The organism is Shewanella sp. KCT (assembly GCF_007636505.1).
Classification (GTDB): domain Bacteria; phylum Pseudomonadota; class Gammaproteobacteria; order Enterobacterales; family Shewanellaceae; genus Shewanella; species Shewanella halotolerans.
The window spans coordinates 1-13,405 of sequence record NZ_LVDJ01000003.1 but is presented as its reverse complement, the minus strand read 5'-3'; the positions used below and the strand labels follow the sequence as shown (position 1 = coordinate 13,405).

The 13,405-nt window shown below is 52.8% G+C and carries 13 protein-coding genes; 4 read left to right on the top strand and 9 right to left on the bottom strand.

All coding sequences use genetic code 11. From position 1 onward, the window contains the following. Window positions 1–226: 226 nt before the first annotated feature. From AYI87_RS05060 to AYI87_RS05035, 6 genes are all read right to left on the bottom strand, one after another. A complete protein-coding gene (locus tag AYI87_RS05060) occupies window positions 227–613 on the bottom strand; it encodes a carboxymuconolactone decarboxylase family protein (RefSeq protein ID WP_144200180.1) in 387 nt (128 codons plus the stop codon). 290 nt (window positions 614–903) lie between these two features. Continuing rightward, window positions 904–1,764, bottom strand: a complete 861-nt coding sequence (locus AYI87_RS05055; RefSeq protein WP_186300572.1) for a patatin family protein — start codon at window positions 1,762–1,764, stop codon at window positions 904–906. A gap of 102 nt (window positions 1,765–1,866) precedes the next feature. Beyond that, window positions 1,867–2,343, bottom strand: a complete 477-nt coding sequence (locus AYI87_RS05050) for a MarR family winged helix-turn-helix transcriptional regulator (protein ID WP_144200176.1) — start codon at window positions 2,341–2,343, stop codon at window positions 1,867–1,869. A 258-nt stretch (window positions 2,344–2,601) separates the two neighbouring features. Next, window positions 2,602–3,390 carry a helix-turn-helix domain-containing protein gene (locus AYI87_RS05045; RefSeq protein WP_144200174.1) on the bottom strand — a complete coding sequence of 263 codons (789 nt, stop codon included), beginning with the start codon at window positions 3,388–3,390 and terminating at the stop codon, window positions 2,602–2,604. 38 nt (window positions 3,391–3,428) lie between these two features. Further along, window positions 3,429–3,872 carry a carboxymuconolactone decarboxylase family protein gene (locus AYI87_RS05040; protein WP_144200172.1) on the bottom strand — a complete coding sequence of 148 codons (444 nt, stop codon included), beginning with the start codon at window positions 3,870–3,872 and terminating at the stop codon, window positions 3,429–3,431. Between the two features lie 167 nt (window positions 3,873–4,039). Next, a complete protein-coding gene (locus tag AYI87_RS05035; protein WP_144200170.1) occupies window positions 4,040–4,255 on the bottom strand; it encodes a hypothetical protein in 216 nt (71 codons plus the stop codon). Window positions 4,256–4,261: 6 nt separating this feature from the next. Here AYI87_RS05035 and AYI87_RS05030 point away from each other — a divergent pair, with 6 nt between their 5' ends. Next, entirely contained in the window at window positions 4,262–5,701 is a 1,440-nt protein-coding gene (locus AYI87_RS05030; RefSeq protein WP_144200168.1) for an RsmB/NOP family class I SAM-dependent RNA methyltransferase, read from the top strand. A gap of 341 nt (window positions 5,702–6,042) precedes the next feature. Continuing rightward, complete coding sequence (locus AYI87_RS21185; protein WP_186300559.1) at window positions 6,043–6,213, top strand: hypothetical protein; 171 nt, start codon at window positions 6,043–6,045, stop codon at window positions 6,211–6,213. 88 nt (window positions 6,214–6,301) lie between these two features. Here the strand turns inward: AYI87_RS21185 and AYI87_RS05025 are convergent, their stop codons facing one another. Then, entirely contained in the window at window positions 6,302–6,835 is a 534-nt protein-coding gene (locus tag AYI87_RS05025) for a YfaZ family outer membrane protein (protein ID WP_144200166.1), read from the bottom strand. 300 nt (window positions 6,836–7,135) lie between these two features. Here AYI87_RS05025 and AYI87_RS05020 point away from each other — a divergent pair, with 300 nt between their 5' ends. After that, complete coding sequence (locus tag AYI87_RS05020) at window positions 7,136–7,624, top strand: glutathione peroxidase (RefSeq protein WP_144200164.1); 489 nt, start codon at window positions 7,136–7,138, stop codon at window positions 7,622–7,624. 893 nt (window positions 7,625–8,517) lie between these two features. Here AYI87_RS05020 and AYI87_RS05015 read toward each other — a convergent pair. Then, window positions 8,518–10,338, bottom strand: a complete 1,821-nt coding sequence (locus tag AYI87_RS05015; RefSeq protein WP_144200162.1) for a M1 family metallopeptidase — start codon at window positions 10,336–10,338, stop codon at window positions 8,518–8,520. A 251-nt stretch (window positions 10,339–10,589) separates the two neighbouring features. Between AYI87_RS05015 and AYI87_RS05010 the strand changes: the two genes are divergently transcribed. Next, window positions 10,590–11,462, top strand: coding sequence for a collagenase (locus tag AYI87_RS05010; RefSeq protein ID WP_409928963.1), 873 nt, complete (start codon window positions 10,590–10,592; stop codon window positions 11,460–11,462). Window positions 11,463–11,473: 11 nt separating this feature from the next. Here the strand turns inward: AYI87_RS05010 and AYI87_RS05005 are convergent, their stop codons facing one another. Continuing rightward, complete coding sequence (locus AYI87_RS05005) at window positions 11,474–12,406, bottom strand: alpha/beta hydrolase (protein WP_144200160.1); 933 nt, start codon at window positions 12,404–12,406, stop codon at window positions 11,474–11,476. Window positions 12,407–13,405: the final 999 nt, after the last annotated feature.

The window sequence follows — 13,405 nt, the reverse complement described above, 5'->3', positions numbered from 1 at the left end:
TCGGTAAAAGCATCAACTCGCATGAGTAACGTAAAATCGAAGAGATAACATACAAAGGTGTGAGCAAATCCATCGCTCTTTCACATCCATGTGATCGCGACATAGCTACATCCATGCACAGCACCCACCGCAGGTTATAGGTTACAGTGAAGGTACGACCTTCAACGCCCCTTCCAATAACAATCCCGGTAATCGCAACAACAGAAACAAAAGGGCAAGAGTCCCCTTATGACTCTCCTTCCAACCACTCGCTAATCACCTCATTCGCCGCGCGAAACGCCTCAACCCCAGCTGGCATGCCGCAGTAGACGGTAGAATGCAGCAGCACCTCCTGGATCTCCTCGACGGTGCAGCCGTTACGCAGCGCGCCGCGTACATGGCCCTTGAGTTCGGTGGAGGCCTTGAGTGCAGCAAGGGTGGCTATGGTGATTAGGCTGCGGGTGCGTCTGTCGAGTCCCTCTCTGGCCCACACCTCGCCCCAGGCGTTGCGGATCACCAGCTCCTGCAGCGGCTGGGTAAAATCGCTGGCCGACGACAGCGCCCTGTCGACAAACTCATCACCCATCACCTCGCGCCTGATGGCTAACCCTTGAGCATACTTGGCCTTATCCATAGAGACTCCTTTAACATCATGATTATAAACACTCGTTTAAAGTGCTTGTAAAACCGCCAAAGGTCAACCCCATTCCTGAGCCATGAACCTGAGCTAAGAGGCAAGAGGCATGAACCATCAATCATAACCATGAACCTGAAACATGCGTCATGAGACTAAAGAGCTGCGCGGATTAAAGAGAAAGGTTAAACAGCAAAAGGAACAAGGTTAAGACTGCAAGGTTAAGACTGCAAGGTTAAGACAGATTAGGGTTCACCTAGTGAACACGAATCGCAACAGACGACGAAGAGTTAGCTATTGGCGATAAAGGCCAACAGGCTTGGGATAAAGGCTTCACCCTCGCTAAGGCCGCGACGATAGACGGCTTCGACCTTACTCACGTCCCGTTCCAGACGCGATAGCCCCAGCGGCGTGGCGGGCTGCAACACCAGGGCACTGCCATCGGCCTGGGCCTTGGCCAAATCATCGAGCGCCTGATTGTAGACTTGGTGGCGGGCGAGCAAGGCGCTGGCCACCTTGGGATAACGGCGATAGAGACGCTTCGCCAGCCATTTGGCCTTGAAGGCCGATTTACAATAGTCCTGCTCCTGGGTCAGGATCACCACCTGACGCTTAAAGCCATCTTCACGGGCCTGTGCCAGAGGGATCGGCGCGCCTATGCCGCCATCGAGATAGGGCGTGCCGTCGATGACGGTAGGTTTTGAGATAAACGGCAGGCTGCTCGAAGCAATAAGCACCTCGAGAAAGGTATCGTGATCGGCAAAGTCCGCCATACCGAAGAAGTCGGTCTCGCCTGTCAGGCAGTTAAAGGCGCCCACCTTAAACTCGGCCTCGCTACTGGCGAAGGCGTCGAAATCATAGGGCACCAGCTCATGAGCCATACGGCGATAGGTAAAGTCGGTGTTGACATAGTTGCCGGTGCGCAGCAGGTGCTTGAGCCCCATGTAGCGCTTATCGGCAAGAAAATTCTGTTGAATGGTGAGGTTACGCCCCATCTGGCGCGACAGATAGGAGGCTGGATAGATGGCGCCGGCGGATACGCCCACCAGATACTGAAAATGGATCCCCGCAGCCAAGAAGGCATCGAGCACGCCCGCAGTATAGATGGCGCGCAGGCCACCGCCTTCGAGTACCAAGGCGCAGTTATCCACCTTAAACTCGGCCGCTGCTGACGTTTCAGAGCCTGGCAAGGGTGAACCTGGCATTCCTGCTCCCGGTAATGCTGAGTCTTGTAGCGGCGCGCCCAACACGAGTTACTCTTCCGCCTGGATCTGTCCCACCAGGAGTACAGGGGCCGCATCCAGCTCCTGGGCATCCATCATGGAGGCAATACGCTCGACGGCCGAGAGCAACTGGCTCTGCTCCCAGTCTTCAAGGTTTTGATAACGCTTGATAAAGTGATCCTGCAGCGGCTTAGGCGCGGCCTTTAAGATCTCGATGCCCGCCTCGCTGAGAGACAGGTGCCACTTACGCTTGTCTGACACGCTACGGGTTCTCACCACCAGATCACGCGCCTCGAGGCGGTCGATAATGGTGGCAACCGTGGCGGGGCTAAGAGCCACTTCCTGAGCGATCTCCTTGGCCAGCGGACGGTCGTAGGCGGCAATGGTCTGCATCACCATTAACTGAGGGCCCGTTAGGCCAGACTGCTTATTCAGCTGGCGAGAATGTATGTCGATGGCGCGGATCACACGGCGCAGCGAAATCAGTAGTTGTTCGTACTTTTCCATAATCTCCTCTCGTTTCAGCCGCACCATACCAGAAATATTTTCCAGACTCATGCTCTATTAGCAAAAAAGCAATACAAGCTTATCACTTGCGCTGCTTTTGCACTAATGCCAAGGGCTTATCTATGCTGAGGTTTTTTAAATATCGAGAAAGATGGGCTAAGCACAACGCTTACAAGCCGACGAAGGCTTGGGGCGCTAGGCACTAGGTATTGGGTATTGGGCATTAGGCATTAGGCATTAGGCATTAGGCATCAGCCCTTAGCCGGCATCTTGAGTCAGACACTGGCGATAACGCTTGGGGGTGATCTTAATCAGCTGTTTCAGCTCCCGGGTCATATGAGCCTGATCGGCAAAACCAAGCGCTAAGGCGATATCGGCAAGGGGCGCCAGAGGTGAGAGTTTCAAGGCCAGCAGGGTCTGCTTCGCCCGCATCAGCCGCTGATAATATTTGGGGGTCATCTCGAGATAACGGCGAAAATACCTCTCTATCTGCCGCTGACTCATGGCCCCATTGTCAAAGGCCGTCATGTCGGCATCGGGCCTGTCTAGCGCCTGCAATACCTCGTTGATCACTCGTGGCAATGGCTGGTTTAGCGTCTGATTGGCTCGCAGCCAGCGATAAGTCAGGCTTAACCGCTGACGATGGCCACGACATTCGCGCAGCGATGCCGCCAAGGCCATAAGTTCTGCGTGTGAGGTGAGCGGCGTAATGGCCTCCCTCCCCTGCTCGAAGGCGAAACGCTCCATCATCCAGGCCCGCCCGGCGCCGGGCAGGAAACGCACGCCAACGGCCTGGGCGCCGGGCGGCAGCGTCACCCTGGTAGTCTGCTTGTTGACGGGCAGGAGATAGACTCCGGCGGGCACCTCCTGCTCGTCATAACCCAGCGGCGCACCAAGATTAATCAGCAGGCCGCTGGCCGCATCGCTATGGAGCCAGGCATGCAACTCATCGGCCTCTGCCGGGCACGAAACTGACCAGATCCCCTGAACTAAGTCAGACAGCGCGCCCTTAGGGCAGAAGAGGTGAAAGTCTAAGTCGCTGCTCACGTTTGCTCCCTTTAAATTCTGGTCTCAAACATGTCTGCCTAGATAAGGCTAGGCTTGAGCGCCTTACAGAGACGATTCCAACTATTGATCGCGTTGATCCCCAAGGTCAAATCGACCAACAGCTTGTCGCCAAAATAGCGCCGCGCTTGTTCACGGGCCTCGATAGAAATGTGCGGCAATGCCAGCTGCTCGGCCCAGGCGAACGCCTCACGCTCCGCCTCGCTGTAATAGGGTAGACCACGCCAGGCACTGAGGCCGACGATCTTCTCCAGACTTACGCCCAGCTCCAAGGCAACCTTGGTATGCATCTCAATACAAAAGGCGCAGCCATTCGTCTGAGAGATATGCAGTTTCAACAGTTCAAGCTCCGCCAGCCCCAACTTCTCATGGTCACTAAACACCTGCTTTAGATAGTTTTCTTGGCTGTATAAGATGCCCAGGGCTTCTGGCGCCAGCGTCATGTAATCGATACTTGTACTCATTTGGGTTCCTCCGATAGTCGAGTAGCATCAAGATACCCAGCATCTGATTCGCGCTATTGCAGATTTTCGACATCTGGCGAACTTAATACCAATCGTAATAAGTAATTGATCATTCTAGCTTGTTAAAACGCTCGATAACTGTATTAGCATTTTTAATTGTAGAGTAGCTACTTATCTAAAAATCCTGCTTTGTTCTCAAGCGTTTTTCCTGCGCTATTTCTGATCACATACTTACTGTGATTGGTATAACCTGCCGGTGTGAATGAGGCGAGATTGGCGACTAAAACCAAGGCTTCATGGGTCGTTTCGCGTGCCCCGGCGGTAGCAAATATGCCGACATCTGGTAAACTTGCGCCCTCAGAAACAGATCTCAGCTTAGGCATACACTCATGGGCGACTCCACAACTTCGGCAACCACCTCTAGCAAGGCTCCTCTGGCGGTCGCCAGCATCGACAGCGAGCAGCTTCATCAGGCGCTAAACGCCCAAAGCGGCGCCGAGAAACGCGCCCTGAGTTACAGCCTGACCATACATCAGCTATTTTGTCAGACCCTGCAGAGTAAGCTGCCTTGCGATCGCATTCTGGCCGACTATTTTCGCGCCCATAAGAAACATGGCTCCAAAGACAGGCGAGTGATCCGCGAAACCCTGTTTGGCCTGTTTCGCTGGCATGGCTGGCTCAAGTTAATTCCGTTAAAGGATGATAGCCAGCAGGCGATCACCCAGCAGTGGTTTGCCCAGCTGGCCATGACCGCCGCCCTGGAGGCTCATTCCTGGCAGGATATCGTCTCGGCCTGGCGCGGGTTTGCCAGTTTAGATGAGCCAGCAATAACTGCTCATGCAGACTCAGGTTCTGGTTCTGGCTCAGATACTGACGCTCTTAAGATCAAGCAGGCCATGCTAGAGGCCAATTTCCCAGTTCAAGTCTTCCCCTTGACTGCCCTGGCGCCGGACTGGTTCTGGGCCCATTTCGATCAAGACCTCGAGATGCAAGAGCGCTTAGTATGCAGCCTGAGCAGCCGCCCACCTATCTGGGGTCGTCTGCAGGGGATCTCCCTGGCTAAGGCCAAGGCCAAGTTGGCAGAGCAAGAGATAGTGGCTAGCGGCAGCGACTACTTTAAAGATGCCATCAACCTTGGCCATAAGAGCATCAACCTCAATGGCGTGGCGCTCTATGGTGAGGGTAAGCTGGAGATCCAGGATCTCGGCTCTCAGGTGATAGGCAATATCTGCGCGCCCAAGGCCGATGAATCTTGGTGGGACGCCTGTAGCGGCGCCGGTGGTAAGAGTCTGCAGCTGCGCTCACTGATGTTGCAACAAGATAGCGAGGCCAGCGGCAGCTTGGTCGCCTCTGACATTCGCCGTAAACCGCTCGAAGAACTCACTAAGCGTGCCAAGCGCGCCGGTTTTAGCCAGATCAGCACCCAGCCCTGGCTGTCGGGTGCCCTGCCGGTTGCCGCCGGTCATTTCGACGGCGTGCTGGTCGATGCCCCCTGTAGCTGCACCGGCACCTGGCGACGCAACCCGGATATGCGCTGGCTGGATGACGCCAGTGCCATCACAGATAAAGCGAGCCTGCAGCTGGATATATTAAGCCGCGCCTGTGAGGCGGTAAAACCCGGCGGCGTCCTGGTCTATGCCACCTGCTCTATCAGCCCGGTGGAAAACCAAGAGGTGGTCGAGGCCTTCCTGGCCAAACGACCCGACTTCAGCCTGCAGACACTGACCCATCCTTTCACCAATGAGGCGACACAGATGCTGACGGTACTGCCCTATCAGGCTGATAGCGACGGCATGTTTGTCGCTAAGATGATCCGCCAGGGCGAGTAGTCTTCCCCGTCTCTCAACACGCTGCGCCGCACTCTTGCGGCGTGCTCTTTCTCCGAGCGCTTTCTCAGAGCGCTTTCTCCGTGCTCTGGCTCTGGCTCTGGCTCAGTGCACTGGCTCAGGGCTCTGGCTCAGGGCTCTTGCTCCGTGCGCTGGCGGCGCACGTGTCACCTGTTCGTCTCATCTCTGTCACCTAAGCGTCATCTTAGCTTCTTACCATGCGACTTCGGCTTGATTAATGACAAGATACTGGCCTCAGCAGATTAGTCATTGAAAACTCGCCACAAAAGATTAATCACAGAAGATTCGTAACATTAGATAAGTCACAAGAGACAGGTGAGATCATGTCACACTATGATGAATTTGAGATGGCATCGGAGCAGACACCCACTTGGGAATTTGATGCCCAGGATAAGCTACGCAGCAAGCGTAGCAAGCAGAGACGCCGCCATCAGGCAAACCAACCAAAGCGTTATGACCATGATGACGAGTTTGACGAAGAGATCTGGCGCTAGCCACTCTTGAGTAAATACCTAGCTTAGGAGAAAGCTTGGGTGAGCATGAGGCCACGCTCACCCAATTTGCCGAGCAGCTAATCGCCGATTAGAAGTGGGCGCTGGCGCCGATATAGAAGCCACTGTCGAAGGTGTTATCGGGGCGATTATCGTACTGCAGGCGTATGTTACGGTAGCCGGCAAACAGTCCCAGGCTCGGATTAACCTGAAACTGGATCTTACCATCCAGCTCGTACTGGCCATCGACGCTGCCGAAACTCAGCACGGAAGGCGCATAGTAGGCCGAGGTTTTAAGGGCAATGTTTGAGCCCAGATCTAACGAGTAACGACCACCGATCGCCACCACGCTGCCATTGCTGCTGTTTTTCGCCCAGTAATGGGAAAACTTTGGCCCTACCTCGAAGTGATGCGCCCCGGCATCGTGACTCATATGGGCCGCGGCCGAGACAGTGTGCCCCTCATGATTGGAATATAGATACCCCATCACCAGATTGGCCGACGGATTAAGATCCATCTGCAGATCCGTAGAGATCACATCATCATTTATTCCAAGATTAAAGTCGTTGGCCTGGGCCGTGAGGCTCAAGGAGCCTAAGAGCAGTAGCGCAAATTTGGTTTTCATCTTCACCCCTTAAAATACGGTTTTTATTCGGCCAAGAGGGTATCAGACTGTATTTTTGCTCACCATTAAATATACTTCATCAAATTGTTTTTAAAGGCATTACTAACAAACTCGCTGCATATTCACCCCATAGAACTTACAAGCCCATCGAGTCAGACACAAAGGTCACCTAAGCCTGCTCGATGCCGACCCGCAGCAGGTTAACGCTCCTGCGAACTGATCCTCCTCGAAACGGCAATTTAAATTGCGCACAATCTATTTTATTGCTAGGCTTATAGCATCATCAGGAGGACGCCTATTATGTCGATTTACGATTTTTCACTCACCCGCATCGATGGCAGCACCCAGCCGATGGCGGATTACAAAGGTAAGGTACTGCTTATCGTCAACACGGCCAGTAAATGTGGCTTCACCCCTCAATATCAGGCGCTACAGGCGCTGTATGAGCAGTTCGGGCCTGAGCATTTTGCCGTGCTCGGCTTCCCCTGCAACCAGTTTGGTCAGCAGGAGCAAGGAGATGAGAGCGAGATCAGTCAGTTCTGCGAACTCAACTTTGGCGTCAGCTTCCCGCTCTTTGCCAAGATAGAGGTGAACGGCGACAAGGCTCATCCTCTGTATCGTTATCTCAAGCCTGAAGCCAAGGGGGTGCTTGGCAGCGAATCGATCAAATGGAACTTCACCAAGTTCCTGGTCGACGGACACGGATGTGTGCTGGAACGCTTCGCTCCCACCACAAAACCTGAATCTTTGGCAGAAAAAATTGCTGCTTTAGTGAGCCAATCCAAATAGATAGGAAAATGTTGGAAATATTTTCAAACATTTTTGGTTATTTTTTGAACTTTTTAACGTTTGAAAACTCCAATTATTGAACGCGAAGATTTGCTTTTTCATGTTCATCATTCTCCCTGGGACTTCTAGCGCAGTCCCCCTAGATCTAGATGGATCGACAGGCAACCTCCTTGGTTGCCTTTTTTTATAAAAATCATCCATATCAATCTATTAGGTTTCAAATTCCTATAGCTTCCAGCCCAACACCCAGAGCAATTTATGCCTATTCCCGACGGCAAGATGACGACCTGGCATCTATACTAAAAGGTTAAAATTGCCCCTTTGGCGACGGATAGGAAAAAAATTTGAATTTTTTACAAGCTTTATTGAACTTATCTGCTAAGGGAGACTCTGAATAAGTGAACGGATTAGCGGGTTGGGTAATTTAGCTAACGAATAATTCGGTAAGCTTACCTGGCTCAAGTTACATTGTTCATCATCATCTCCCTTTGGTGACCCTCTAGGTCCCAAGAGCATCTACCTCGCTAGCGCATTGAGGTTTATGACTCGACACTTATTTGATTCATGGCAACCTTTGGTTGCCATTTTTTTTGCCTATTTAGACGCTTTGGCGCCTAGCTTCCCAGCTAACAGGAAAAAATCGGCCTTTATCGAAAATTTTTTAACTAATTGTCGCACCGTGGGGAACTAACTCGATATTGGTGACTCTGAAGAGATGTAACAGATTTTTCATCATTGTTTGTTCATCATCTCCCTTCGAGACTGAGTTGGTCTCAGGAGGCAAGAAATTTCGCTAGCGCACAGATTTCTTTCTCCAAATAGATAGTTGTGGCAACCCCTTGGGTTGCCATTTTTTTATCCTACTTCTTTCGTTCTACTGCAATCGATCTGTCTTACTGCAATAGCTGTTTATCCAGCTGCACCGACAGCGAAGGATGGTAACCCGCCCTCGCCTTCTGATAGATGCGACGCAGCTCCTCGCCGTAGCCGGCCAGCAGCAACTCGTTATACAGGGGACGCACAAACTTCCCCCGCCCTATCTTCATCAGATAAGCCTCGACGAAGGGCAGTACGGGATCGTAATGATTACGTATGGCGACCCGATACCAGTCACAGGCGATCTCGGCATTGGTGCTGCGGCTGAAATCGAAGCTGGTATCTAAGTCGATCAACGCCTCTTGCTCGAGTACCTCGGGCAGGCTGTTTAGGAAATACTGCCAGTGGTGCACCCGCCAATTGGCCGTATTGGCCTTATTGATCGGCTCTCCACCGAGCCAGGCGGCGCGCAGGGCATCGACCTTCTCCAGACTGTCTGAGCTAGGCGGCACGAACCATGCGGGCATCCCCTCGCCATAGACCCACTCGAGCAACTCGGTCTCGGTTATCTTATTGCCGTGCTGGATAAGCAGTGTCTGTCTGGCGTAATCGACGAAGGTTTCAGTGGTGATCGCCTCGAAGGCAAAATGATTCACATACTCGAACAGGAAACGGTCGAAGGCGTCACGCCCCAGACGATGCTCCAGCTCGTGAACAAACATGGACGCCTTATCATAGGTGAAGCGGTTAAAGGCATCGTTAGGGTCACCCGCCTGCACATTGGCCGGCAGAGTCTGCGCCTTGAGTGGCATGCTGACCAGCTCCTCTTTGAGTCGGCCATATTCCAGCACAACCTCAAGCTCGGCCAGTTCCTTACCATACACGGCCTCGACGATGCGGTTAGTGAAATAGGTGGTAAAGCCTTCATTTAGCCAGAGATCCCGCCAGGTGGCGTTGCTCACCAGATTGCCGGTCCAGGAGTGGGCCAGCTCGTGGGCGACGGTAGAGACCAGGCTCTTATCGCCGGCGATCAGTGTGGGGGTCATAAAGGCGAGCCTTGGGTTTTCCATGCCGCCAAAGGGAAAGCTAGGCGGTAGGATAAGCATGTCGTAGCGATCCCAGGCATAGGGGCCTAGTAGGGACTCGGCGATCTCCACCATCTTCTCGGTATCTTCAAATTCCTTCAGCGCCGCGGATAGCACCTCGGGCTCGGCATACACGCCTGTGCGCGAACCTATGGCGCCAAAGTGCAGATCCCCAACGGCAATCGCCAGCAGATGAGTCGGTATAGGCTTTTCCATCTCGAAGCTAAATTCACCCGTTAACGGCGCATCACCGTGGTTCATGGCGCTCATCACGGCGCGCATCCCAGGCGGCACAGTGATCTTGGCATCGAAGGTGATTCTCGCCTTGGGGCTGTCTTGCAATGGGATCCAGCTGCGGGCATTAATGGGCTGCGACTGACTGAAGAGAAACGGCAACTGCTTACCACTGGTCTGCTCCGGTGACAGCCACTGCAGCCCCTGAGCTGCGGGCGAGGTGTGATACTGCACTGTGACCTGTTTACTTGGCGAGCTCAGTTCGATCACCAGGCGCTGCCCGCGCACCGCATCTTGCTTATCCAGTCGATAGACCAAGGCATTGCCGGCCTCGTCCTGCACACCGGTGATGGTAAGCTCGCGGGTATCCAGATAGAGGATACGGCAATCTTGCTCGCGATAGTCTAAGTTAAGCCGGGCGCTACCTTTGAGTTGCTGCGCCGCAAAATCGACCTCGAGGGCCAGGCTCAAATGCGTGACCCGCAGGGCGTCCACATTGGCAAACGAATGATGATCTTGTTGATTATCCCACTGAGTGACCACAAGGATTCCTTTTTTATGATGGAGGGCTGGTGCCATTTTAGTCCCGCAGGCCAAGAATGTCATGGCCACCCGATATAGCGACCTGACTAAATAAAACCTAAGGCGATTGGCTCAAACAAATGGCCATTACAAACGGGCTAAGCAAACGGCCTATACGGACCGCCTATACAATCTGCGTAGAAATTGACTTCGATGAATGAAGGTGAAACAATCGGGATATTTTATACAAAAATAACAATAAGGAAACCTCTGTGTCTCAATCATCTCTCATAGGTTTTGTGGTTGCCCTGCCCCTGCTGACCAGCTTTGCCCTACAGGCAGGCGAAACCTCGCCGGTTGCGCCCTTGCAAGCCGTATTAAGCCAAAACCACGACTGCAGCCCCACCATCACCATTCGCTCCCAGGCGCTTACAACAGAGCAGATAACCCAGGCCTGCGCCCTGATGCAGAAGCAGGAAGCCAAGTTCCACCAACTATTTGGCACCCAAGGCAAGCCGGTCGCCAATGACAACAACCAACGCATGCGCGCCAATGTTTATCACAGCCGCGACGACTATACCCGCTATGTCACGGCACATTTCGACGTGCCCAGCGACAACGGCGGTATGTTCCTGGAAGGACTCCCCCACCAGGCAGGAAATCAGGCAGAGTTTGTCGCCTATGAGCGCGGCGGACAGATCTGGAATCTGGCCCACGAGTATGTGCATTACCTGGATGGTCACTTCAATCTCTATGGCGACTTTTGCGCCTCGCTGCACGACTCCCACAGCGCCCCCGAGTATTGCCCTGAGCCAGCGCCGCTGCTGCCTCACCTAGTGTGGTGGAGCGAAGGATTAGGGGAATATATCTCTCAGGGAGACAACAACCCGGCGGCCATCGCCATCATCGCCAAACAGCACTTCGAGCTCAGTGAATTGTTTAACACCAGCTACGAGCACAACGGCGGCACAGATCGCGTCTATCGCTGGGGCTATCTGGCGGTGCGCTTCATGATGGAGCGTCACAAAGACAAGATAGACACCATGCTGGGCTTTACCCGCAAGGGCGATTACCCAAGATATCAGGCATTGGTAAAGCAGTGGGGCAGCAGCATGGATGCGGAGTTTCAGGCCTGGCTTAAGGCGCTGAATGCCACCAGCACAGCTAAACAAGCCTCTTAAAGCCGAGCTTCCTACTGAGTACTGCCTTCTCCATCGCGCGCCAAGAGCCAATAGAGGCCTTGGCTTGCAGTGGTGGGAAAGGCGGTTTCGTGGCGCGCCCCCGCTATGATAATGGTCTCGAGTACCAAGTTATCCCCCAGCTGGCGCCTTATATGGCGACCAAGTTTATCCGCCCCGGCGACCATGTCGTGTTGCATCCCCGCCTTAGCAGGTGTCTCCAGTGCGCCGACCGCCAGGAACACTCGCCGCGCCTGTTTATCATCGGCTCTCGGCTTTGCCGTCAGGGATAACAGCTGCTCGCCGTTAAACCACACCGAGGGGCTGCCCAGCACATAGTTATCAAACAGATTCGGCTTCTCCAGTAGCAGGTAGGCCCCAAGCAGGCCGCCGAGGGAGTTGCCCACAAAGATGCGCTCCTTGTCATCCACCCGATAATGTTCGGCCATGAAGGGTAACACCTGAGTCTCTAGATAATCGGCGTAGCGACTGGCGCCGCCGGTTGCCAGCTTCCAGCTCGAATCGTTAAAGGGCGTATAGTCGCGCACCCGGCTCTGCGGCCCCTTGTCCCCCTTAGCATAGGAGAGCCCGACTATGATGGCCTCACGCATCTTGCCGCTATTCATGGGGAAGCGGGTCATGCCCGAGACAATCTGAAAGGCATAGGGCGCATCGGAGACATAGACCACAGGGTAATGTCTCGTACTATCGGCTTGATAAGAGCGCGGCAGCTTGACCCAGAGCGGATAGATGCGCTTACTCACGGGATCGGTCAGCTCGAACACAGCGGTACGGGGGATCTCTACCTTAGGCGCTTGCGACGTTGAATTAAGCTCCAGAGAGCCGGGCGCCGCTTGCTCGGATACCGCTACCGGAGTGGACGCCTGAGTGGCCATAGAGAAAATTAAGAAGATAGCCAGCGATGTGACCAGATGGGGGAACTTCATGTCGGCGCAATGTCCTTATTGATGACGAAAGATGAGTAGTGAGTCAGGCAACAGACTACTTTAGCCGGTGCTAAACATGAAGCTTTTTATTGATTTAATAAGGTTTTTTAAAAAGATGAAAATATTTCAGAATTTTTCTGAACTAATCCCGATGAAAGCACTCTGATAATATGAACAGAATTTGCATCGATTAGTTATCCCAGTGACAGGTCTTAATTAATCATCAGTGTGTTTACCGTTCATCATCATTCCCTTTAGATAGTTTCTAGCGCAACTATCCTTAGATTCCGAATTTGGAACTTAAGCGACCTCATCAGGGTCGCTTTTTTTTATCCTGAATTTACTGACGTTTGCCTTCGAATGAAGGACTGACATTCGGGCTTGCAACATCTTGCTGTATAGATTTTTACTTCGCTGAGGGTAGCGTTTACCTTCAAGGTCTTGAATTGCCTGCGGCAAGCTTTATGTGCAAACACATTTGTGACTCGATGAGTAAAGCGCAGCTTCGTGCCTATTAACGAGAGACATGGACGCCAAACAGACCATTAGACAAAGATGTTGTTCAAGCACTTCCATGTGAGCTCGACGAGAGCATATGACCTCCAAGGATGGAAGGAATGCCAAAAAGTATCAGGGAACATTTTCGACCCAGCCTAGGAAGTTCACAAATGTGTTTACACCAGTATCTATAGTCTCTTCGATTTAACGTTATTGCACAGCCAAGCTTTAAAAACATTCTTGGACATTCTCGAGTTAAAGTCTTAACTCTAACTTGTGAGTTTCAGATAAAAATTTCTATGAGTTAACGCTTTGCTAAGGGGTAATTGACTGTTGGCTATACTTGCGCGAAGCGCCAAGCCAACTGTTAATTGTCCCAGTGAGTTTACGAACAAACTTGAGCAACTTGTATGGTTAATCCTGTTCCATTTTAGGGTAAATTGGAGGCCCACCCTCAATGGCCGTTGAGGGTCTTTATGCAGTAGCTCGATTGAATGGCGG